Origin of the sequence: Catenuloplanes atrovinosus, assembly GCF_031458235.1 — a bacterium.
Lineage (GTDB): Bacteria > Actinomycetota > Actinomycetes > Mycobacteriales > Micromonosporaceae > Catenuloplanes > Catenuloplanes atrovinosus.
The window spans coordinates 145,858-168,637 of record NZ_JAVDYB010000001.1 but is presented as its reverse complement, the minus strand read 5'-3'; the positions used below and the strand labels follow the sequence as shown (position 1 = coordinate 168,637).

At 72.0% G+C, this 22,780-nt stretch carries 19 protein-coding genes; 6 read left to right on the top strand and 13 right to left on the bottom strand.

Annotated elements, in window-relative coordinates:
* Positions 1–3 precede the first annotated feature (3 nt).
* Both J2S41_RS00755 and J2S41_RS00750 read right to left on the bottom strand, forming a co-directional pair.
* Positions 4–1,086, bottom strand: a complete 1,083-nt coding sequence (locus J2S41_RS00755; RefSeq protein WP_310361674.1) for a sugar ABC transporter substrate-binding protein — start codon at positions 1,084–1,086, stop codon at positions 4–6.
* A 38-nt stretch (positions 1,087–1,124) separates the two neighbouring features.
* Positions 1,125–1,610 (bottom strand): hypothetical protein, encoded by a 486-nt coding sequence (locus tag J2S41_RS00750; protein ID WP_310361671.1) that lies wholly within the window; start codon positions 1,608–1,610, stop codon positions 1,125–1,127.
* 400 nt (positions 1,611–2,010) lie between these two features.
* On the opposite strand from J2S41_RS00750, the gene J2S41_RS00745 reads away from it, so the two are divergent.
* A complete protein-coding gene (locus tag J2S41_RS00745; RefSeq protein WP_310361669.1) occupies positions 2,011–3,246 on the top strand; it encodes an IS110 family RNA-guided transposase in 1,236 nt (411 codons plus the stop codon).
* Between the two features lie 1,051 nt (positions 3,247–4,297).
* On the opposite strand, the gene J2S41_RS00740 is transcribed toward J2S41_RS00745, so the two are convergent.
* Together J2S41_RS00740 and J2S41_RS00735 are read right to left on the bottom strand one after the other, a co-directional pair.
* The gene (locus J2S41_RS00740) at positions 4,298–5,137 is read right to left on the bottom strand and encodes a GNAT family N-acetyltransferase (protein WP_310361666.1); all 840 of its coding nucleotides are present in this window, start codon (positions 5,135–5,137) and stop codon (positions 4,298–4,300) included.
* A gap of 38 nt (positions 5,138–5,175) precedes the next feature.
* Positions 5,176–5,799, bottom strand: coding sequence for a TetR/AcrR family transcriptional regulator (locus tag J2S41_RS00735; protein ID WP_310361665.1), 624 nt, complete (start codon positions 5,797–5,799; stop codon positions 5,176–5,178).
* A 72-nt stretch (positions 5,800–5,871) separates the two neighbouring features.
* Between J2S41_RS00735 and J2S41_RS00730 the strand changes: the two genes are divergently transcribed.
* Entirely contained in the window at positions 5,872–7,107 is a 1,236-nt protein-coding gene (locus J2S41_RS00730) for a macrolide family glycosyltransferase (protein ID WP_374728097.1), read from the top strand.
* Between the two features lie 414 nt (positions 7,108–7,521).
* Here J2S41_RS00730 and J2S41_RS00725 read toward each other — a convergent pair whose 3' ends face one another.
* From J2S41_RS00725 to J2S41_RS00705, 5 genes are all read right to left on the bottom strand, one after another.
* Entirely contained in the window at positions 7,522–8,595 is a 1,074-nt protein-coding gene (locus J2S41_RS00725) for a PQQ-dependent sugar dehydrogenase (protein ID WP_310361661.1), read from the bottom strand.
* Between the two features lie 72 nt (positions 8,596–8,667).
* Positions 8,668–9,699 carry a LacI family DNA-binding transcriptional regulator gene (locus J2S41_RS00720; RefSeq protein ID WP_310361659.1) on the bottom strand — a complete coding sequence of 344 codons (1,032 nt, stop codon included), beginning with the start codon at positions 9,697–9,699 and terminating at the stop codon, positions 8,668–8,670.
* 26 nt (positions 9,700–9,725) lie between these two features.
* A complete protein-coding gene (locus J2S41_RS00715) occupies positions 9,726–10,613 on the bottom strand; it encodes a carbohydrate ABC transporter permease (protein WP_310361657.1) in 888 nt (295 codons plus the stop codon).
* On the bottom strand, positions 10,610–11,545 hold the full coding sequence (locus tag J2S41_RS00710; protein ID WP_310361654.1) for a carbohydrate ABC transporter permease: 936 nt from the start codon (positions 11,543–11,545) through the stop codon (positions 10,610–10,612). The genes J2S41_RS00715 and J2S41_RS00710 overlap by 4 nt, the downstream gene beginning before the upstream one ends.
* Position 11,546: 1 nt before the next feature.
* Positions 11,547–12,848: an ABC transporter substrate-binding protein gene (locus J2S41_RS00705; RefSeq protein ID WP_310361652.1), complete on the bottom strand. Its 1,302-nt coding sequence runs from the start codon at positions 12,846–12,848 to the stop codon at positions 11,547–11,549.
* Between the two features lie 273 nt (positions 12,849–13,121).
* Between J2S41_RS00705 and J2S41_RS00700 the strand changes: the two genes are divergently transcribed.
* The 3 genes from J2S41_RS00700 to J2S41_RS00690 all read left to right on the top strand — a co-directional run bounded on the left by J2S41_RS00700 (position 13,122) and on the right by J2S41_RS00690 (position 17,658).
* Positions 13,122–15,122 carry a beta-galactosidase gene (locus J2S41_RS00700; protein WP_310361650.1) on the top strand — a complete coding sequence of 667 codons (2,001 nt, stop codon included), beginning with the start codon at positions 13,122–13,124 and terminating at the stop codon, positions 15,120–15,122.
* A gap of 110 nt (positions 15,123–15,232) precedes the next feature.
* A complete protein-coding gene (locus tag J2S41_RS00695) occupies positions 15,233–16,759 on the top strand; it encodes a glycoside hydrolase family 53 protein (protein WP_310361646.1) in 1,527 nt (508 codons plus the stop codon).
* A gap of 311 nt (positions 16,760–17,070) precedes the next feature.
* Positions 17,071–17,658: a PadR family transcriptional regulator gene (locus J2S41_RS00690; protein WP_310361644.1), complete on the top strand. Its 588-nt coding sequence runs from the start codon at positions 17,071–17,073 to the stop codon at positions 17,656–17,658.
* 66 nt (positions 17,659–17,724) lie between these two features.
* Here the strand turns inward: J2S41_RS00690 and ispG are convergent, their stop codons facing one another.
* Genes ispG through J2S41_RS00670 form a run of 4 tightly spaced genes read right to left on the bottom strand, consistent with a single transcriptional unit; the run spans position 17,725 to position 21,595 of the window.
* Positions 17,725–18,903 (bottom strand): flavodoxin-dependent (E)-4-hydroxy-3-methylbut-2-enyl-diphosphate synthase, encoded by a 1,179-nt coding sequence (ispG, locus tag J2S41_RS00685; RefSeq protein ID WP_310361641.1) that lies wholly within the window; start codon positions 18,901–18,903, stop codon positions 17,725–17,727.
* Between the two features lie 16 nt (positions 18,904–18,919).
* Positions 18,920–20,185 (bottom strand): M50 family metallopeptidase, encoded by a 1,266-nt coding sequence (locus J2S41_RS00680; RefSeq protein ID WP_310361640.1) that lies wholly within the window; start codon positions 20,183–20,185, stop codon positions 18,920–18,922.
* Positions 20,182–21,420 (bottom strand): 1-deoxy-D-xylulose-5-phosphate reductoisomerase, encoded by a 1,239-nt coding sequence (gene dxr, locus J2S41_RS00675; RefSeq protein WP_310361637.1) that lies wholly within the window; start codon positions 21,418–21,420, stop codon positions 20,182–20,184. Before dxr ends, J2S41_RS00680 begins: the two co-directional genes overlap by 4 nt.
* Positions 21,421–21,469: 49 nt before the next feature.
* A complete protein-coding gene (locus J2S41_RS00670; protein ID WP_310361635.1) occupies positions 21,470–21,595 on the bottom strand; it encodes a hypothetical protein in 126 nt (41 codons plus the stop codon).
* 258 nt (positions 21,596–21,853) lie between these two features.
* Between J2S41_RS00670 and J2S41_RS00665 the strand changes: the two genes are divergently transcribed.
* Positions 21,854–22,768, top strand: coding sequence for a YhjD/YihY/BrkB family envelope integrity protein (locus tag J2S41_RS00665; RefSeq protein WP_310361632.1), 915 nt, complete (start codon positions 21,854–21,856; stop codon positions 22,766–22,768).
* Positions 22,769–22,780 lie beyond the last annotated feature (12 nt).

Here is a 22,780-nt window from a genome sequence, read left to right as displayed (position 1 = left end):
CGTTCAGCGGATGCCGGCGTCGTGGCAGGCCGCGGCGAACGATCCGGTGCACAGCTGCGGCGCCGTGTAGAAGCCGTCCGCGACCACCGTGTCCTTCACGTTCGCGCGCGTCACCGCGACCGGCGGCAACAGCACGGACGTGACCTTGGCCGTGCCGTTGTCGGTGAACGTGGTGGCGTGCCCCGCGTACGGCGTGCCGGTCGCGGCCGCCACCGCCATGTCCGCCGCGACCGTGGCCTGCGGCTTGATCGCCTTGTAGATCGTGGAGTGCTGCTCGCCGGTCAGGATGCGCTGCACCGCCGCGATCTCCGCGTCCTGCCCGGTGACCGGCGGCAGATCCGTCACGCCCGCGGCCTTCAGCGCCTCGATCGCGCCTCCGGCCGTACCGTCGTTGGCCGCGTACACGCCGATGATCTTCTCCGCGCCCAGCGCCGTGATCGCCGCCGCCATCCCGGTCCGGGCCGCCTCCGCGGACCAGTCCGGCGTGTCGAACTCCCGGCCGATGGTCACCGCGCCGTCCAGCACCGCGTGCGCGCCCCGCTTGAACCCGGCCGCGTTCGGATCGGCCGGCGCCCCGTTGATCATCACGATCGCCCCGCCGGCCGGGCTCGGCCCCAGCGCCTCCAGCAGCGACCGCGCCTGCGCCTGTCCCACCTTCTCGTTGTCGAACGAGACGTAGTAGTCGACCGGCCCCGCCGCCAGCCGGTCGTAGGCCACCACCGGCACGCCGCGCGCCTCCGCGCCCTGCACCACCGCCCCCGCCGCGGTCGCGTCCACCGCGTCCAGGATCAGCACCCGGACGTCCTGGTCGAGAAGCTCCTCCGCCTGCGCCGCCTGCTGTCGCGCGTCCGAGTCCGCGTTGCGGTAGAGCACCTCGCAGTCCGCGCACGCCTCGCCCAGCCGCGCCTCGATGAACGGCCGGTCGAACGTGTCGTACCGGGTGGTCTTCGATTCCGGCAGCAGCAGCCCGACCCGGTAGCCCTCGTCCCCCGCCGTCTCCGCGGCATCCCCACCGCCGCACCCCGCCACGAGCAGGCCCAGCGTGAGAATCCCGGCGACCGCGACGCGCCGCTGGATTCGCTTCACGCCCCCACCTTGCCAGCTATCCACCGAAATTTCGTGATTTAGGAGGTTTCAACGAGCCGCTTGGCCGGGCCGCCCGTGGACACCGAGACACCCAGCCGCTCGTGCAGCATCCCCGCCTGGTGACCGAGCGCCCCCACCACGGTCGGCACCACCGGCAGCACCCAGTCCGCCAGCAGCCCCTGATCCGGCAGGTTCAGGATCAGCACGGCCGCGGCCGCACCCCCGAACCCGTGCGCCAGCGCCCGCCACGCCGCCTTGCCCGTGTGCCCGACCGCCGCCCGCCGCGCCGCCTTGTCACCCAGCTTGGGAAACCCGTCCAGCGCACGCGCGTCCCGCCGCCCGAAGTTCACCCCCGCCACCGCCGCGGCCACCGACGTACCCGCCACCACCGCCACCAGCAGATCCCGCGTCACCACCCACAGCGCCCCGAACACCGCCGCACCGGCCACCACCGCCAGCAGCGCCCGCAGCCACTCCTTCCGCTCCCCCGGATACCAGTAGTACTTCGTCGTAGTCTCCGACACCTGCTTGACGATCTGCCCCATGTCCCGCCCCCGCTGAGTCTCGACTCAAACGTCACCGATCGTAATGACGCCGGCCAGCCGAAACCCCGTTTCCCACAATCAAGCCCATGATCTTCCCGCGCCCAGCGGGGTGCGGCCCGCATGCTCATTGGTCAACATGGGTGGTGCCCGGGTCTGTATGGGTCGGGTAGCACCGGGTGTTCGTTGGGTCATTGCCTCTGCTTGCGAGATTTTTGAGGTCCTGCGGGAGTTCTGCGAGGCCTGACGGGCGCCCGGGGTGCCACCTTGACCGACGACAGAGCTATGCACCTTGTCGAGTGCCGGTCAATGAGCTTTCGGTGGTGGTGGTCCCCGGGAGCCGCCTGGTGTTTCCCCTGCTGCTGCAACAGCGAGGAATCCTGTGGTGAGTGTGGCAAAGACGGTGGTGTCGGGTCGAGTGCGGTGGGCGGGAGTCGACTGGGCGAAAGATGATCATGTGGTGTGTGTGGTCGACGAGGCCGGGCGGGTGGTGGAGCGGGTCACGGTGACGCACAAGGCGGCGGGGCTGGCCCGGATGGTCGGGGTGCTGGACCGGCATGAGGTGGACGCGGTCGGGATCGAGCGGGGTGACGGGCCGGTCGTCGATGCGCTGCTCGATGCGGGTCTTCCGGTGTTCGTGATTGCTCCGGGGCAGGTGAAGGCGTTGCGGGGCCGGTATGGGTCGGCGGGGAACAAGGATGACCGGTTCGATGCGTTCGTGCTGGCCGATGTGGTGCGCACGGACCGGGCTCGGCTCACGCCCCTGTGCACCGATCGGGATGACACGGTGGTGTTGCGGCGGTTGTCGAGGGCGCGTAAGGACGTGATCGGGCATAGGGTCGCGGCGGCGAACCAGCTACGGGCGCATCTGGACACCGCCATGCCCGGGACGGTCGGGTTGTTCGCGGACCTGGACTCGCCGATCAGTCTGGCGTTCCTGGCCGTGTTCACCAGCCAGGACGCCCTGGACCGGTTGACCGAGGCCCGGCTGGCCCGGTGGCTGGCCCGGCAGCGGTATTCCGGGCGGACGTCAGCGGCGGTGTTGCTGGCGCGGATCCGGTCCGCGCCCCGCGGGCCGCAGGGCCCGGCCGGGGCCGGGCTGGCAGGGATCACCGTCGCGCTCGTGGCGATCCTGCAGAGCCTCGTCGCGCAGATCAAAGCCCTCAGCACGCAGATCGGTGAGGCATTCGACGCCCACCCCGACGCGCCGATCTTCGCCGGCCTGCCGAAAGCCGGCACGATCCGCGCGGCCCGGCTTCTGGCCGAGATCGGTGACGCCCGCGGCCGGTTCCCCACCCCGAACGCGATGGCCTGCCTGGCCGGCGCCGCTCCCTCGACCCGCCAGTCCGGCCGATCGAAGGTGGTCACGTTCCGCTGGAGCGCGGACAAACACCTTCGTGACGCGGTCTGCGACTTCGCCGCCGATAGCCGCCACGCCAACCCATGGGCGGCGAACCTCTACCACCGCGCCCGCGAACGCGGCCACACACACCAGCACGCCGTCCGGATCCTCGCCCGCGCCTGGCTGACAGTGATCTGGAAATGCTGGACCACGAACACCCCCTACGAACAGGACAAACACGGCCAACTCCAACTCATACTCGACCAGAGACGTTGACACAGAGCAACTCCCGCGGGCACTGTGCCGACTCCGGGGACGACCCCGGACCCCGATATTCCCGCTCCCAGCCCGGACCAGCCCGCACGCTCCCGCGGGCACTGTGCCGACCCCGAACCCCGGCATTCCCGCTCCCAGCCCGGTCCGGCCCGCATGCTCACGCAGGCACTGTGCCGACTCCGGGGACGACCCGGACCCCGATATTCCCGCTCCCAGCCCGGACCAGCCCGCACGCTCCCGCAGGCACTGTGCCGACCCCGGGAACGACCCCGGACCCCGATATTCCCGCTCCCAGCCCGGTCCGGCCCGCATGCTCCCGCGGGCAAACCTCCGGCTACCCTCCGACTCCGCTGGCGCTCCGCTCCGGTCCGCCGATCGGAGCCGGCATCCGTGTGGCCACCGAAACCCACGCCATCCACACGGTCCCCCACCTCCCGGCCGCACCTGCGCCGCATCCGAGACCGCAACGCCCTGTCGATCGACCAGTTTTCATCTATGTGAGCCTCAGGCACGTAATTCGCCCCGAATAACGTGCCTGAGGCTCACATAGTCACAGTGGACACCCAGCCACCACCGTAAATACGACGAAATATCGGGCGAGGACGGGACGGCTGGCGGGCCGCTGAATGCCGGGAGGTCTCGCGCCACGGGACAGGAGCGCCACGCGGACAAGCGCGCGCCGATGAGGCGCACGCCACGAGGAAAGGCGCACCATGCCGATGCGCACGCCGCGACAAGGCAAACGCCACGAGAGAAGGCGCACCACGTCGATGCGCACGCCGCGACAAGGCGAACGTCGCGCATAGGCGCACCACGCCGATACGCACGAGACAAGGCGAACGCCACGCGGATACGCACGCCGCGCGGATACGCACGCCGCGCGGATACGCACGCCGCGCGGATACGCACGCCGCGCGGATGCGCACGCCGCGGGATGCGCACGCCGCGCGGATACGCACGCTGCGACGATACGCACGCTGCGCGTGCTGCGCGTGCTGCGCGTGCTGCGGTGAGGGCTCAGCGAGGGTCGGCGGTACGGGCGGGGGGAGGGTTAGAAGAGGATGGTGGCGAAGGTGCCGGCGGAGCGGAAGCCGCAGCGGGCGTAGACGCGGCGGGCGGCGTGGTTGTAGTCGTTGACGTAGAGGCTGACGGTGGGGGCGACGCGGCGGAGGGCGTCGGTGACCACGGCGGCCATGGCGGGGGCGGCCAGGCCGAGGCCGCGCCAGGCCGGGTTGACCCAGACGCCCTGGACCTGGGCGGTGTGCGGGGTGACCACGGCGAGTTCGGCCTTGAAGACGACCTGGCGGTTCTCGATCCTGACGTACGTCCGGCGGGAGCGCACCAGTTCGGCCACGCGGCGCTTGTAGCCGCTGCCGCCGCCGTCGGCGAGCGGGGAGACGCCGACCTCCTCCGTGTACATCGCGACGGCGGCCGGGAAGATCAGGTCTATCTCCGAGTTCTCCGCGAGGCGGACGGCCGGGTCGGGGCGGACCGAGGGCGGCTCGCCGGTGGCCAGGATCGGCTGGTTCGGACGGATCTCGCGGGCCTGGTCCCAGGCGCCGGCGAGCCGGTCCCAGAGGCCGAGCACGGCGTCGGCGCGGCCCACGATCGAGGAGCAGACGCGGTGCTCCCCGGCGATCAGCTCGGCGAACGCCTCGACGGCGGGCGGCGTGGCGAGGATCGGCGTGAGGTGGGCACCGGACCAGAGCAGCGATTCCAGGTGGCGGCGTGCACCGTACCCGTAGATCCGGCCGTCGCTGCGCCACCAGGAGAGCCCGTGCGCGGTGATCCGCTCGGCGACCTGCGCGGTCGCGTACGGATCCGAGTCGAGGACCCTCATCACCGCCGAGCGCTCGGTCTCGCCGAGCTGGCGAACCGGCACCGTCAGCACGCCCTCAAGCCTGCCAGATCCACGGGTCTTCGCGTGCATCAACTCCCCCGCCTTTCGTCGTCGTCCGCCGCCCTCCCGTTACCCCGGCGCAGCGCGGTCATGACCAGATCGACGAGACCGTCCGCGTACTCCTCGGTGAGCGGGCCGGTGCGCAGCAGCCAGCGGTGGTAGAGCGGGCCGAAGATCAGCTCCACCGCCTGGTCGAGATCGACACCGGTACGAACGTCGCCCGCGCGCTGCCCGGCGCGCAGCCGGTCCTTGACCGCGTCGAGCTGCGGGCGGAGCAGCCGGTCGCGCACCTGGACGGCCAACTCGTCGTCGATCAGCGTCTCGATGGTGAGCGCGCGGGTGGTGGCGGACAGCACCGGGTCGGCGAACTCCGCGACCGTGGCGCGCAGCACCAGTCGCAGGTCCGCGCGCAGGTCGCCGGAGTCGGGCAGCGTCATGCCCTCGGCCGCGACCGTGTCGACCAGCGCGTCCAGCACGACCGCGCTCTTGCCGCCCCACCAGCGGTAGATGGTCTGCTTCCCGGCGCCGGCCCGGGCCGCGATCGCGCCGACCGTGAGGTCCGCGTATCCGGTCTCGGCCAGCAGCGCGCGGGTGGCGTCCAGGATCGCGCGGCGGGAGCGTTCGTTGCGGCGGGCGGGGTCGGGTGCGGGCACGGCCGCCATCCTAACGTCCGCGAGACGAGTCGTCTCGTCTTGACATCCGGCGCGATCGCGGTCACCGTGGACATGGCGAGACGAGACGGCTCGTCTCGCCATGTCGCCGGACAGGAGATTCCCGTGTCACACATCGCCATGGTCAGCATCCCGTTCCACGGGCACGTCAACCCGAGCCTGGACCTGCTGCGCGCGCTGGCCGCCCGCGGCCACCGGGTCACCTACGCCAACGATCCGTCCTGGGCCGCGACCGTGCGCGCGGCCGGTGCGGAGCTGAGACCGTACGCGTCGACGCTGCCCACCGACGGCGGCGCCGACTACGACACGATCGCGCAGCTCACGCTCTTCCTGGACGACGCGATCGCGATGCTCCCGCAGTTGCGCGCCGCCTACGCCGACGACCGCCCCGACCTGTTCCTCTACGACATCGCCGGTGCTCCGGCGCGAATCCTCGGCGCGGAGTGGGGCGTCCCGGCGATCCAGCTCTCCCCCACGTTCGTGCCGTGGGACGGCTACGAGGAGGAGATGGCGCCGGCGATCGAGGCGATGCGCGCGGACCCGCGCGGCGCCGACTACCACCGCCGGTTCACGGCCTGGCTGACCGAGCAGGGGTTCCCGGTCACCGACGGGCCCGCGTTCATGGGCCGCCCGGACCGGGGGCTGGCGCTGATCCCGAGAGCGCTGCAACCGCACGCGGACCGGGTCGATCCGGAGGTCTTCCGGTTCGTCGGCCCGCTGCTCGGCGACCGGGCCGCGGGCGGCGGCTGGACCCGGCCGGCCGGCGCGGAGAAGGTGCTGCTGGTCTCGCTCGGCTCCGCGTTCACCCGGCATCCGGACTTCTACCGGCGCTGCATCGCCGCGTTCGGCGGGCTGCCCGGCTGGCACACCGTGCTCCAGATCGGCCGCGAGGTGGACCCGGCCGAGCTGGGCGACGTGCCGCCGTCCGTCGAGGTGCACCCGTGGGTGCCGCAGCCGGCGATCCTGGCGCGGGCGGACGCGTTCCTCACCCACGCCGGGATGGGTGGCTGCGGCGAAGGACTGTTCCACGGCACGCCGATGATCGCCGCGCCGCAGGCGGCCGACCAGTTCGCCAACGCGGAGCGGCTGGCCGAGCTGGGCGTGGGACGGGTGATCGAGTCGGCCACGGTGACGGCCGAGGAGCTGCGGTCCACGCTGCTGGCGCTGACCACGGACCCGGCGGTCGCGGACCGGTGCGCGGCACTGTCCCGCGAGGTCCGGGCGGACAGCGGCGTGGACCGCGCGGTCGGCCTGATCGAGGCCGCCCTGCCCACGGCACACCCGCGCTGAGCGCGCCGCGCGCCACGCACGCCCCGCGCACATGCCGAACACCGAGCACCACGCACGTGCCGCACGGTGACCGCCGTGCCCACGTGCCGCACGGTGAGCCGCCGCGCCCACGCGCCGCACGGTGAGCCGCCGCGCCCACGCGCCCAACGGTGAGCCGCCGCGCCCACGCGCCCAACGGTGAGCCGCCGCGCCCACGCGCCCAACGGCGAGCCGCCGCACACACCCGCCCAACGGCGAGCCGCCGCACACACCCGCCCAACGGCGAGCCGCCGCACACACCCGCCCAACGGCGAGCCGCCGCACACACGTGCCCGGCGGCGAGCCGCCGCGCGCAAAGGCTCAGCGAGAGCGGCTGGTGGCCGAGGCGTCGGTCGCGTCGCGGCAACGACCGGGACCGACGCCTCGATCACCGGCTCAGGACGCGGCCGGCGGGAAGCGCAGCACGCGGTCGTCGGCCGGCGCCGGGGAACCTCGCCCGTCCCGGTTGCTGGTGGCCACCCACAGGGACCCGTCCGGGCCGACCTCCACGGTCCGCAGCCGCCCGAACCGGCCCTGCAGCTCGGCCACCGGCGTGCCCGCGCCACCGTCCGCGCCGAGCGGCACGGTCCACAGCCGGGCGCCGCGCAGCGCGGCGACGTAGAGCGTGGACCCGGAGATCGCGGCGCCGCTCGGCGAGGCCGCCGCGGTGGACCAGACCACCACCGGGTCGACGTAGCGCGGGTCGTTGCCGTCGCCCTCCACGACCGGCCAGCCGTAGTTCGCGCCCGGCGTGATCAGGTTGACCTCGTCCCAGGTGTTCTGCCCGAACTCGCTGGCGTAGAGCCGGCCGGCCGCGTCCCAGGCCAGGCCCTGCACGTTGCGGTGGCCGAGCGAGTAGACCAGCGAGCCCGCGGTCGGGTTGTCGGCCGGCACCGTACCGTCCGGGTTCATCCTGAGGATCTTGCCGCCGAGGCTGGCCGGGTTCTGCGCGTTGGCCGTGGTGCCCGCGTCGCCGGCGCCCGCGTAGAGCTTGCCGTCCGGGCCGAACGCGATCCGCCCGCCGGCGTGGATGCTGCCGCGCGGGATGCCGGTCAGAACGGTCTGCGGCGAGCCGACCGCGTCCAGCCGGAAGCGCACGATCCGGTTGTCGGTGGCGCTGGTCAGATAGGCGTAGACCCACTCGTCCGGGGACACCGCGAGGCCGAGCAGCCCGGCCTCGCCGACCGGGGAGACGCCGGGCACGGTGCCGGCCACGACGGGCGTGCCGCCGTCCGCCGAGATCCGCAGCAGCCGCGCGGTCATCCGCTCCGCGACCAGCGCGTCGCCGTCCGGGAGCCAGGTCAGCCCCCACGGCACCTCGAGTCCTTCGGCCATGATCTGAGGAGCGTTGAAGTCGAAACCCTCGGCCAGGGGTACGTCGTTCGTCTCGGCCGCCGCGTGCACGCTCACCGCGCCGGCCAGTGTCAGCCCGAGCGCGACGACCGAGGTCAGGGCAACGGTTCTGCGCATGGTGCGGACCTCCTCCGCAAAATCGACGATTGTCGCTATCCGCCGAGGTTACCCACATTCGGGCGGATCAGGCTAAGCGGACTCGCGAATCACCAGTTCGGTGGGGAGGATGACCGCGGCGTGCTGCTCACCCGCGATGTGCGCCAGCAGCAGCCGGACCATCTCCTGGCTGACCCGCGCGAACGGCTGGCGGATGGTGGTCAGCCGCGGCGTGGTGGTGGTCGCGACCTTGGAGTCGTCGAAGCCGCCGATCGCGATGTCCTCCGGCACCCGCTTGCCGATCCGGTGCAGGTACGCGATCGCGCCCACCGCCATCAGGTCGGAGCAGACGAAGACCGCGTCCAGGTCCGGGTTCTGCCGCAGCAGCCGCTCCATCGCGGCCTCACCGGACGCCTGGCTGTAGTCGCCGGCCTCGATCAGGCCGGGCTCCGCGTCGCCGGCCACGTCGCGGTACCCGGCCAGCCGGTCCACGCCGCCGGACGTGTCCAGCGGGCCGGTGATGATGCCGATCCGCCGGTGGCCGCGCGAGCGCAGGTAGGCGACCATCTGCCGGGCACCGTCCCGGTCGTCCGCCGCCACGTAGCTGACCTCGCGCTCGTGCCCGAGCGGGCGGCCGCAGACCACGAACGGCAGCCCGCGGCCCTTGAGCTCGTCGAGCAGCGGGCTGCCCAGGTGGTTGGAGACGACCAGCGCGCCGTCCACGTGGCCGGCCGTCACCCAGCGGCCGATGCGCTTGCGGTCCTCGCTGGTGCCGGCCACCGTGAGCAGCAGCGTGATGTCGTGCTCGGCCAGCACCTGGGTGCAGCCGCGCAGCAGGTTGTTGAAGTTCGGGTCCTCGAACAGCCGGTCCTGCGGTTCGGAGAGGATGAACGCCACCGAGTCGGAGCGCTGGGTGACCAGGCTGCGCGCGTGCTGATTGACGACGTAGCCGGTCTTGCGGATCGCGCGCTCGACCGCCTCCAGCGCGGGGCCGCTGACGTTGTGGCCGCCGTTGAGCACGCGGGAGACCGTGCCCCGCGAGACACCCGCGACCGCGGCGACGTCGTCCATCGTCGGGCGGTGACGCTGCGGGCGGGTGCTGCGGGGACGGTTCTGCTCGGCCACGGCTCACATTCTCCTGTACGCGCGCATCAGCCCTTCACCGCGCCGGAGATCAGGTCGGTACGCCAGTAGCGCTGGAGCGTGAGGAACAGCGCGATCAGGGGCACGATCGACAGCAGCGACCCGATGATCACCTGACTGTACAGCGCGGGCACGGTCGCACCCTGGTTGAGCAGCGTGAACAGGCCCACGGTGACGGGGAAGCGGTCGTCCGTGGAGAGCATGATGAACGGGAGCAGGAAGTTGTTCCAGATCGCCACGAACTGGAACAGGAACACGGTCACCAGTCCCGGCACCATCATCGGCAGCGCCACCCGGGCGAAGATCCGGAACTCGCCGGCGCCGTCCGTGCGCGCGGCCTCGACCACGGTGTCCGGCACGGCCGCGGCCGCGTAGATCCGGGCCAGGTAGATGCCGTACGGGCTGATGATCTGCGGCAGCAGCACCGACCAGTACGTGTCGGTCAGCCCCACCTTGGCCAGCAGCAGGTACTGCGGGATGGCGAGCGTGACGCCGGGCACCAGCACGCCGGCCAGCAGCACGTTGAAGATCGCGTTCCGGCCGGCGAACCGGTACGTGGCCAGCGTGTACCCGGAGATGCCGGAGACCAGCGCGGAGAGCAGCCCGCCCACGCCCGCGTAGAGCGCGGTGTTGAGCAGCCACCGCCAGTAGATGCCGCCGCCGTTCGCGGAGAGGTCGCCGAGGTTCTCGCCGAACCCGGTGCCGGGCGCGAACGTGAACGACGTGAAGAGGTCCGAGCCGTTCTTGGTCGACGCCGCCACCACCCAGGCGATCGGCAGCAGGCAGTAGACGGCGCCGAGCAGCAGGATCGCGGAGCCGAGCCAGGACGTGCGGCGGCGGGCCGCCGGCCGTACCGTGGCGGCTCGCCGATCCTGGGAAAGAGCCGGTGTGGTCATCGGTTCTCACCTCCGAAGGCCTGCCGGGACACCAGGCGCAGGAAGCCGAAGGACAGCACCAGCGTCACCAGCGCGATGACGACGGAGCTGGCCGCGGCCGAGTAGATGTCGTTCTGCGAGAACGCGTCGCGGTAGACCTTCATCAGCGGCGTCCAGGACGACGAGATCGAGTTGGTCAGCGAGCGGATCGTCAGCGGCTCGGTGAAGACCTGGAGCGTGGCGATCAGCGAGAAGACCATCGTCATGATCAGCGAGGGCAGCAGCAGCGGGATCTTGATGCGCAGCGCGATCTGCAGGTCGGACGCGCCGTCCAGCTGCGCGGACTCGTAGATCTCGCCGGGCACCGCGCGCAGCGACGTGAACAGCACGATCATGTTGAAGCCGACGCCGCCCCAGACCGCGATGTTGACGATCGCGAAGAAGACCGAGCCGCCGTTCAGCGGGTCCGGCCCGGGCAGGCCGAGCGCGTCCGCGACGTCGTTGAACGGGCTGACCGCGGGCAGGTAGAGGAAGCCCCACAACATGCTGGCGATCACGCCGGGCACCGCGTACGGCAGGAAGATCGCCAGCTTCGCGAACCGGCCGAACCGGACCCGTGGCGCGTCCAGCAACAGCGCGAACAGCAGCGCCAGGCCGAGCATGACGGGCAGCAGGACCAGGCCGTACGCGAGCACCCGCCCGGCACTGCCGAGCAGTTCCGGGTCGCCGAGCGCCCGCGCGTAGTTGTCGAAGCCCGCCCAGATCTCGGTGCGGGAGCCCTTCCCCAGGCCGAGCCCGCTGACCTTGATCCGGCGGAAGCTGAGGTAGACCGCGTAGCCGATCGGCAGCAGCAGGAAGAGCGTGAACAGCAGGATGGCCGGGGTGAGGAAGAGGTACGGCACCCCGCGGGGCACCGTACCCTTCCGCCGCCGGCCGGTGGCCGGTGTGCTCATTTCAGCCCGCGACCGTGAAGCCGTTTTTCCGCATGTCGTCGACCGTGGCCGACTGCATCACGTCCAGCGCGCCGGAGAACGGCGTCTTTGCGGTGATCGCCTTGGCGAACGCGTCCTTGTACGTGTCGTACGTGACGTTCACGTTCGGTCCCCAGGTGAAGCCGGCCGCGGTGCCCGCGATCGCCTTCGCCGAGGTGTAGAAGTCCGCCTGCTCCGGGAAGAACGCGGGCGGCTTCCGCAGATGCTGGCTGGACTGCGCGTCACTGGCGGCCGGGTAGATCGCGCCCGAGGTGATCAGCGAGTCGGTCGCGGCCGGGTCCGTGTTCATCCAGGTGGCGAACCTGACGGCCGCCTCCTTGTGCTTCGACGCCGCGGTCACGCCGGTCGACGAGCCGCCCCAGTTGCCGGTCCGGTTCTCCCCGGCGGCCCACTGCGGCAGCGGCGCCATCGCCCACTTGCCCTTGGTGTCCGGCGCGTTGCCCTCCAGCACGCCGGGACCCCAGACCGCGCTCGGCCAGGCGATGATCGTGCCGTCGTTCAGCGCCTTGTTCCACTCCGGCGTGTACATCGGGTTGCCGGAGACCACGCCCTCGTTGACCAGGCCGCCCCAGTAGTCGGCGACCTTCTTGGTGGCCGCGTCGTTGACCGACACCGTCCACGTCTCGCCGTCGATGCCCCACCAGGACGCGCCCGCCTGCTGCGCGAGCCCGGCGAACCAGCCCGGGTCGGCCGCGGAGAACGTGGTCAGCCACTTCGAGTCGTCCTTCTGCCGGACGGTGCGCGCCGCGGCCGCGAACTCGTCCCAGGTCTTCGGCACGCTCAGGCCCAGCTCCTGGAAGATGTCCGCGCGGTAGTAGAGCATCATCGGGCCGGAGTCCTGCGGGATCGCGTAGACCGACTCGGTGCCGAGCGTGACCTGCTGCCAGGCGCCCTCGGGGAACTTCTCCTTCACCGGGCCGGCCCGCTCCGCGATGTCCGCGAGCACGTCGTTGCTGACCAGCGTGGGCAGCGACTGGTACTCCACCTGCGCCAGGTCCGGCGGGTTGCCGGCCTTCGCGGCGGTGAGCAGCTTGGTGACGATGTCGCTGCCGCCGGCCTGCTTGCTCAGCACCACCTTGGTGTCCGGGTTCTGCTGGTTCCAGAGGTCGACGGTCTTCTCGATGCCCGGCGCCCAGGACCAGAAGCTGAGCTCGACCGGGCCGGTCGGCTCCTCGGTGGTGTCCCCGGAGCCGGAGCAGGCCGCGGTCGCCAGCACCGTGGTGACCAGCGCGGCGGCGAGGGTCTTGCCTATCGAAGGCCTCATCTCAAGAGCCTCTCTTCGACGTTTCGTGAGCGTGAGGGCGTGCGGTTTCGCCGTACGGCGGCATACCTGCACGTCGGCCGGCCGACCTCACGGGTGCCCGTGGCGTGGCGGCGCGGCGGTGCCGGCGTTACCGGCACGTGACTGAGCGGAAACAACTGTGAGCGCTCACAGCCTGGCGGCCGGATGCCGACGTGTCAATACCTGTCCTTGCTGTTCAAGGCTGTGCAATCATGCGTCGAACCGGTTGGGAGCGTTCACAGTTCGGAGCCGCACATGGTCCAGGTGTCTCAGTTGGCGGTACCGCAGGTCACGCCGCTCGTCCCCGGGTTGGATCGGATCGCCTACGGCGGGGACTACAACCCCGAGCAGTGGCCCGAGGAGGTCTGGGCCGAGGACGTGGCGCTGATGCGCGAGGCCGGCGTCAACCTGGTCAGCGTCGGCATCTTCAGCTGGGCGATGCTCGAGCCGACCCCGGGACGGTACGAGTTCGGCTGGCTGGACCGGCTGCTCGACCTGCTGCACGCGCACGGCATCGCGGTGGACCTGGCCACGCCCACCGCCGCGCCGCCGCCGTGGTTCCTGCGGCGCTTCCCCGCGGCCCGGCCGATGACCCGGTCGTCGACGCCGCTGGGCGGGGGCGCGCGGCAGACGTTCTGCCCGAGCTCCCCCGACTACGCAGCCGCGGCCGCCGCGATCACCACGGAACTGGGGAGACGGTACGGGTCGCACCCGGCCGTGCTGCTGTGGCACGCGCACAACGAGTACGGCGGCGCGAACGGCATCTGCTACTGCCCGGCCTCCGGCGCCGCGTTCCGGTCCTGGCTCGCCGACCGGTACGGCTCACTGGACGCGCTCAACGCGGCCTGGGGCACCACGTTCTGGAGCCAGCGCTACTCGGACTGGGACGAGATCGAGCCGCCCACCGAGGCGCCGACCGCGGTCAACCCGGCGCAGGAGCTGGACTACTACCGGTTCTCGTCGGACGCGCACCTGGCGAACTTCCGCCGCGAGCGGGACATCCTGCACGCGCTGTCGCCGGGCGTACCGGTGACCACGAACTTCATGCTGGCCAACTGCAAGAACATCGACTACTGGCGCTGGGCGGCCGAGGTGGACGTGGTCTCCAACGACCACTACCTGCAGGCGGAACGGCCGGACAACCACATCGAGCTGGCCATGTGCGCGGACCTGACCCGGTCGGTCGCGGGCGGCGCGCCGTGGCTGCTGATGGAGCACTCCACCGGCGCGGTCAACTGGCAGCCGCGCAACCTCGCCAAGCGCCCGGGCGAGCTGATCCGCAACAGCCTCGCGCACCTGGCCCGGGGCGCGGACGGGATCATGTTCTTCCAGTGGCGGGCCTCCCGCTACGGCGCGGAGAAGTTCCACTCCGCGATGCTGCCGCACGGCGGCACGGACACCCGGATCTGGCGGGACGTGGTGTCGCTGGGCACGTCGCTCGGCGCGCTGGACGCGGTGCGCGGCACGCCGGTCGCCGCGGACGCCGCGATCATCTGGGACTGGGAGTCGTGGTGGGCGCTGGAGCTGCCCTGGCGGCCCTCGGCCGAGCTGGCGTTCCGCGAGCGGCAGGAGGCGTTCTACGAGGCGCTGTGGCGGCGGCACCTGACCGTGGACTTCGCCCGGCCGTCCGCGCCGCTCGCGGCGTACCCGGTGGTGTTCCTGCCCGCCGGCTACCTGCTCACGGCCGCGGCCGCGGCCGGCCTGCGCGACTACGTGGCCGGCGGCGGCACGCTGGTCGTCTCGTACTTCTCCGGGATCGTGGACGAGCACGACGCGGTGCACCCGGGGCCGCACCCGGGCGCGCTGCGCGACGTGCTCGGCCTGCGGGTGGAGGAGTTCCTGCCGCTGCGCGAGGGCGAGACGACCGCGCTGTCCACCGGGGTCTCCGGCGACGTGTGGGCGGAGCGGCTGCTGCTCGACGGCGCCACCGAGATCGCGTCCTACCTGGACGGGCCGGCGGCCGGGCTGCCGGCGATCACGTCGCACGCGTACGGCGCGGGGCGGGCCTTCTACGTCTCCACCCGGCTGCGCGCGGAGGCGCTGGACGCGTTCGTCGCCTCGCTGGGCCTGCCCGAGCGCGACCTGCCCGCGGGCGTGGAGGTGGTGCGGCGCGGCGACTTCGTGATCGCGCTGAACCACACGGAGTCGGACGCGACCGTGCCCGGCAGCGGCGTGGAGCTGCTGACCGGGGAGCCGTGCGCGGACGGCGTGGTGGTGCCGGCGGGCGCGGTGCGGGTGCTGCGCACCACCCCTTGACAGCGATCGCCGTGGATGGTTCCGTGAGCGCTCACAGCGTACCGTCGACGGCCTTTGAAGCGGTTTCCCCCGACGCACCTGTGAGCGCTCACAGATTGTAGGAGCCCGTCATGCTTCGCAGACCCGTCCTCGTCTCGATCATCTCGCTCGGCCTGCTTCTCGGTTCCGCCGCCCCCGCGCTCGCCGCCACCGGCCCGGCCGTGGCCAACGCCGGCTTCGAGTCCGGCCTGTCCGGCTGGTCGGAGAGCGGCAACCGGGACGCCTCGTTCGCCGAGGCGGGCGGCCACCAGGGCGGCGGCCGGCTCACCCACGCCGCGTCCACGGCATATCGGGTGGAGACCACGCAGGCCGTCACCGGGCTCGCGCGCGGGCCACACACGCTCAGCCTCTGGGTGCGGTCGGACGGCAACCAGCCGGACGCGTACGTCTCGCTGCGCCACTGCGGCTCCGCGGAGCGGCGGGCCGCGATCCCGCGCACCGGCGAGCTCTGGGTGCGGCTGGCCGTCACGGTGACCGTCACCGGCGGCCGGTGCACGATCGTGCTGCACTCCGAGGCCGCCGCCGGGCAGTGGACGCACTTCGACGCCGTCGCGCTCACGCCCGGCGGCTCACCCGGCCTGGAGATCCGCGGCGCGGACGTCTCGCACGTGACGAAGAACGAGGACCACGGCGCCGTCTACCGCGACTTCTCCGGCCCGCGCCGCGACCCGTTCCGGCTGCTGGCCGCGAACGACGTGAACTACATCCGGCTCAAGGTCTGGGTGGACCCGGCCGACGGCTACAACGACCTCGACGACACGCTCGCCAAGGCCCGCCGCGCGCACGCGGCCGGCCAGCGGCTGCTGATCGACTTCCACTACTCCGACGCCTGGGCCGACCCCGGTAAGCAGAACAAGCCGGCCGCGTGGGCCGCGCTGGACTTCGCCGGGCTGCGGCAGGCCGTGTACGACCACACCTTCGAGGTGATCTCCGCGCTGCGCGCGCAGGGCACGCCCGCGGACCTGGCGCAGGTCGGCAACGAGATCAACGGCGGCATGCTGTGGCCGGACGGCCGCTGGGACAACTGGGACGGGCTGGCCGCGCTGCTCACCGCCGGCAGCACCGCGGTGACGGACGCGTCCCCGGCCACGAAGGTCGTGCTGCACCTGGCCGAGGGCGGGGACAACGGCGGCCACCGCTGGTGGTTCGACCAGGCCGTCGCCCGCGGCGTGCCGTTCGACGCGATCGCGGTCTCGCACTACGTCTACTGGCACGGCGCGCTCGGCGAGTTGCAGGCGAACCTCGTGGACCTCTCCGGCCGGTACGGGAAGCCGGTCATGGTCGTGGAGACCGCCTACGGCTTCACGCTCGCGGAGCAGGACCACGAGACGAACATCTTCAACGCCACGCTGGCCGCGGCCGGCGGCTACCCGGCGACGCCGCGCGGCCAGGCGGACGCGCTGCGGGACATCCTGACCGTGGTCGACGGCGTGCCGGGCGCGCTGGGCGTCTTCTACTGGGAGCCGACCTGGACCGCGGTGCCCGGCGCCGGCTGGGACCCGGCCGACCCCGCCTCCGGCGACGGCTGGGAGAACCAGGCGCTGTTCGACTACTCGGGCCGGGCGCTGCCCGCGCTCAAGGTCTTCGGCCGCTTCTGATCCGGTCTCGGCGCGCCGGCCCCCTCTCCCGGGCCGGCGCGCCGTTCTGCGCCCGGTGGCGGGCCGGCCGCGCCGAGCCTCCGCCGCCCGCGAAGCGCGATCGGCCCGCGGTGCGACCGTCCCGCGAGACGGCCGGGGAACTGCGGCGTGGTCCGGCATCAGGCGCCGGCCGAGCGGCTCCGCCGTACCCCCGCCGGCGCTTTTTGATCTTCAGGGTTCTTCTCGGGGTTGGCGGCGATACTTTGCCGATATATCGTCGAAGTATCAACGACAGCACGCCGACAGTCTGATCGGCAGGATGGAGAAGGGTCATGAAGGGCTTCGCCAGGGAGTTCTGGGGAGACGAGGGGCGCCGGCGCGGGTTCGGTTTCCCGCCGTTCGGGCCGGGTGGTCCCGGGTTCGGGCCGTGGGGGCACGGCGGGCATCACGGGCCGGGCGGGCATCACGGGCGCGGGCGCGGCGGCCGCGGGCGTAACGTGCGCGCCGCGGTGCTGGCGCTGCTGGCCGAGCGGCCGATGCACGGTTACGAGATCATCCAGGAGCTGGAGCAGCGGACCGGCGGCATCTGGCGGCCGAGCCCGGGGTCGGTCTACCCGACGTTGCAGCTGCTGGAGGACGAGGGCCTGATCGTCGCGGAGACCGACGGCGGGCGGAAGCGGTTCACGCTGACCGACACCGGCCGGGAGGCGGCGGCCACCGCGGCCGAGCAGCCGCCCTGGGCGGAGTACGGCGACGAGTGGGTGTCCCAGGCGCAGGACTTCCGGCAGGCGGCGGTCGGCATCATGAGCGCCCTGAAGCAGGTCGGCATCAGCGGCACGCCGGAGCAGCGGCAGGCGGCGCTGGACGTCCTCAACGAGACCAAGCGCAAGCTGTACGCGATCCTCGCCGAAACGGAGTGACGGCCGCACACGGTGAAGCCCCGGGCCTGGTGGAAGCAGGCCCGGGGCTTCGCCCCCTGAAGATTACTAGTGGACCGTCACGATCGGCTTCGTGGCGGGCAGCAGGTCGCGGAGTTCCTCCGGGAGCTCCGTGCCCATCTCGTCGGCGAGGCGCAGCGCCTCCTCGACCAGCGTCTCGACGATCTGCGACTCCGGCACGGTCTTGATGACCTGGCCCTTGACGAAGATCTGACCCTTGCCGTTGCCGGACGCGACGCCCAGGTCGGCCTCGCGGGCCTCGCCGGGACCGTTCACCACGCAGCCCATGACGGCGACGCGCAGCGGCGCGGGGAAGCCGTCGAGCGCGGCCGTGACCTGCTCGGCCAGCGTGTAGACGTCGACCTGCGCGCGGCCGCAGGACGGGCAGGAGACGATTTCCAGGCCGCGCTCGCGCAGGCCCAGCGACTCCAGGATCTGGTTGCCGACCTTGATCTCCTCGACCGGCGGCGCGGAGAGCGAGACGCGGATCGTGTCGCCGATGCCCTCGGCCAGCAGCGCGCCGAACGCGACCGCCGACTTGATCGTGCCCTGGAACGCGGGGCCGGCCTCGGTGACGCCCAGGTGCAGCGGGTAGTCGCACTGCTCGGCGAGCTGCCGGTACGCCCGGATCATCACCACCGGGTCGTTGTGCTTGACCGAGATCTTGATGTCCCGGAAGCCGTGCTCCTCGAACAGCGAGCACTCCCAGAGCGCGGACTCGACCAGCGCCTCCGCGGTCGCCTTGCCGTGCTTCTCCAGCAGGCGCTTGTCCAGCGAGCCCGCGTTCACGCCGATCCGGATCGGGACCTTGGCGTCGGACGCGGCCTTCGCGATCTCCTTGACCTTGTCGTCGAACTGGCGGATGTTGCCCGGGTTGACCCGGACCGCGGCGCAGCCGGCGTCGATCGCGGCGAACACGTACTTCGGCTGGAAGTGGATGTCGGCGATCACCGGGAGCTGGGACTTCTTGGCGATCGCGGGCAGCGCCAGCACGTCGTCCTGGGACGGGACGGCGACGCGGACGATCTGGCAGCCGGCCGCGGTGAGCTCCGCGATCTGCTGCAGCGTGGAGTTGACGTCGGCGGTCAGCGTGGTGGTCATCGACTGGACGCTCACCGGAGCGCCACCGCCGACCGCGACCGAGCCGACCATGATCTGCCGGCTGGCACGCCGGGGGGCGAGCGGCGGCGGGGGAACCGCGGGCATTCCGAGGTTGATGGCGGTCACAGGCTGTCCTTCTGACTCAGTTAAGAGTGATCGGGTTGACGATATCGGCGGTCAGCGTGAGCAGCGTGAACGCACCGAAGATGAGAATGACCACGTACGTCAACGGCATCAGCTTGAAGTAGTCCACCCGGCCCGGGTCGGGCCGGCCGAGACGCGCGTAGATCCACGACCGGATGCGCTCGAACCAGGCGATCGCGATGTGACCGCCGTCCAGCGGGAGCAGCGGCAGCAGGTTGAAGATGCCGATGAAGAAGTTGAGCACCACCAGCAGCCGCAGCGCGACCGCGTACTCCTGGCGCTCGACCAGTTCGCCACCGAGCCGGGTGGCGCCGAGCACGCTGATCGGCGTCTCCGGGTCGCGCTCCTCGCCGACGATCGCGGCCCAGAGCAGCGGGATCTTCTCCGGGATGCGCCTCAGCGACTCGAACGTGTTCACCACCATGTCGATCACGCCGTGGTAGGTCAGCCCGAACGCGGCGGCCGGTCCGGCCACCGTCTTCGGGATCACCGGGCTGATGCCGAGCACGCCGACCGTCTCGATGTCGTCCGGCGTGATGTCCTCGACGGTCCGCACGTCCGAGTCCTGCTTCACCCGCTCGGCCAGCGGGATGGTCACGGTGGCGGTCTGCGCGACGCCGCCGCGCTCGAACGCGAGCGTGGTCGACCTGCCGCCGGCCGCCCGGATCAGCTCGCTCATCTGGCCCCAGCCGGTCACCGGCGTGCCGTTCACCGCGGTGATCACGTCGCCGGGCTGGAGACCGGCCTGCTTCGCCGCGCTGGGCGTGCCGGTCGCCGGGTCGCAGAGCACCTGCCGGCCGTCCCGGACCTCCAGCTTCGGCGTGGTGCACTGGGTGACGGCGGCCACCTCGGGCCGGACCTCGTCGGCCCGGGCCGGGTCGCTGAACGGGATGAACGCGAACGTGCCCCAGAGCAGCACCGTGCCGAGCGCGAAGTGCATCGCGGAACCGGCGCCCATCACGATCGTCCGCTTCCACAGCGCCTGCCGCCACATCGCGCGCGGCTCGTCCTCCGGCGCCACGTCGTCGTCCTGCGGCACCATGCCGACGATCTTCACGAACGCACCGGCCGGGATCGCCTTCACGCCGTACTCGATCTCGCCGCGGCGGAACGAGAACAGCGTCGGGCCGAAGCCGATGAAGAAACGGGTGACCTTCATCTTGAAGGCCTGCGCGGACCACATGTGCCCGGCCTCGTGCAGCGCCAAGGAGATGATCAAGCCGATCGCGAAGACCAGCACGCCGACCCAGAACATCCAGCTCATGCAGCTCCCCCGGTACGGGTCGCCGGGCTCCCGGCGCTCAACGTCGTAATGATCTCTCGGCTTCGCGTACGCGCCCAGGCCTCAGCGGAAAGCACGTCGTCGACGGTACCCGGTTCGCCGAAATCGGGCGCCTCCGCGAGGACGTCCCGCACGGTGTCCACGATGCCGAGGAACGGAAGGTCGCCACGGGCGAACGCGGCCACGCACTCCTCGTTCGCCGCGTTGTAGATCGCCGGGCGGCACCGGCCCTCGCGGCCGGCCCGCTTGGCCAGCTCCACCGCCGGGAAGGCCACCTCGTCCAGCGGCTCGAACGTCCAGGCGCTCGCGGTGCTCCAGTCGACCGGCCGGGCCGCGCCCGGCACCCGCTCCGGCCAGCCCAGCGCCAGCGCGATCGGCAGCCGCATGTCCGGCGGGCTGGCCTGGGTGAGCGTGGAGCCGTCCACGAACTCGACCATCGAGTGGATCATCGACTGCGGGTGGACGACGACCTCGATCCGGTCGTACGGGATGCCGTACAGCTCGTGGGCCTCGATCACCTCGAGCCCCTTGTTCACGAGTGTGGCCGAGTTCATCGTGATGACCGGCCCCATGTCCCAGGTCGGGTGCGCGAGCGCCTGCGCGGGCGTGACCTCGGCCAGCTCGTCGCGCTCGCGCCCGCGGAACGGGCCGCCGCTCGCGGTCAGGATCAGCTTGTGCACCTCGTCCGCGGTTCCGCCGCGCAGGCACTGGGCCAGCGCCGAGTGCTCGGAGTCGACGGCCACGATCTGGTCCGGGCGCTGGATCGCGGCGCGGACCAGCGAACCGCCCGCGACCAGCGACTCCTTGTTCGCCAGGGCGAGCGTGCGGCCGTGCTTGAGCGCGGCCAGCGTGGGCGCCAGGCCAAGCGAGCCGACCACGCCGTTGAGCACGATGTCGCACGGGAGCGCGGCCAGCTCGGCCATCGCGTCCGGCCCGGCCAGAATCTTCGGGATGCGGAACTCACCGCTGGTCCAGCCGCGCCGGGAGGCCTCCGCGTAGAAGGCGAGCGTCAGATCCTGCGCGGCCGTGGCCTTCGCCACACCGACCACCTCGACGCCCAGCTCCAGCGCCTGACGGGCCAGCAACTCCACGTTGCCCCCGCCCGCGCCGATCGCCACCACCCGGAACCGTTCCGGATTCCGTACCACGATGTCGATGGCCTGCGTGCCGATGGACCCGGTCGAACCGAGCAGAACGATATGCCGAGGCGAACTCACGCCCCCATTCTTCCCCACGTTCCCCAACGCCCCACCGAGCGCCCGCCGCTCACTCGTCCAGCAGCTCCGCGGGATCCACCTCGAACCCGAACGGCTCCCTCATCACGAACCTCGTCCCGGCCGCGGCCGGGACGAGCGGCTGGTACTCGCCGTCGACGAGTTCCAGCAGCGTCATCGCCGGAACCCTGTTGCGGAAATCGACCCGGAGGAAGAAGGGCACACCGGATGCCGCGTACTCCTTCGGCCGCGGCCTCGAGTTCCTCGATCGGCCTGGTTCCCACGTGCCCTCCCTCGCCGCGGAACATCATGCCGAAGCCAGCCTATCGGCGCTGCCCGTGGCGGGCGACGTTCCCCATTCGTGGATCGGCGATGCGTCGGCCCCCACGCTGAACCGTGAGCGTGCGGGCGGCGGTGCCGGGGAAGTAAGGGGGACATGCGATTGTTCAGGCCGCTGAAGGGGCGGGATCTGGCGCTGCATGCGGCGGCGATCACGTTCTATGGGGGGATCGCGGTGGTGCCGGTGGCGCTGCTGGCGATCTGGGCGGCGAGCGTGCTGGCCGGGGCGGACGGGATGCGGGCGCTGGCGGAGCCGGCGGTGGCGGTGCTGCCGGACCGGATCGGGGCGGATCGGGCGGCGGCGGCGCTGCTGGAGGCGGGGCTGGGGCTGACGCCGGGGCTGGCGCTGGCGGCGCTGTTGCCGGCCACGTTCTACGGCGAGGGGCTGCGGCGGGCGTTCGTGTCGGTGGCGGGGCCCGGTGAGTCGCTGGTCGGGTGGCGCGGGCGGGTGCTGCTGTTGCCGCTGCTGGTGGCCTCGCCGGGGCTGCTGACCGCGACGCTGGTGTGCGTGCCGTACGCGGCCCGGCTGTTCGAGCAGGGCGGATGGGCGCGGTTCGGCGGGATCGTGGTGTCGTTCACGGCGGTGTGGCTGGCGCTGACGCCGGTGATGATCTGGGTCTACCGGGGGCTGGCGCCGGGGAGCGGCCCGGGGTGGCTGCGGACCGTGCTGGTCGGGTCGTTCACGGCGGCGAACCTGTCCGGGTTCGCGCACGGGTTCCTGCTGTTCTGCGCGCTGCCGCTGGATCTGGGGCTGCCGTTCGGCGGGCTGGACGCGGTGGGCGGCGTGGTGGCGGTGGGGCTGTGGCTGTACCTGTTCCACGTGATCGTGCTGGCGGGATTCGCGGCCAGCCGGAGCAGCATCGGCGGCGGCGAGCGGGGCGACAGCGGCGGCCGGGGGACCGAGCGCAGCGAGACGCGGGCGGCGGCACCGGAGCGGGACAGCGGGTCGGCGCCCGGCGCGGGGCGGACCGAGCGCCCGTCCACCGTACCCTCGAATGATCTTGATCTTTGAGAAGCGGGCCTA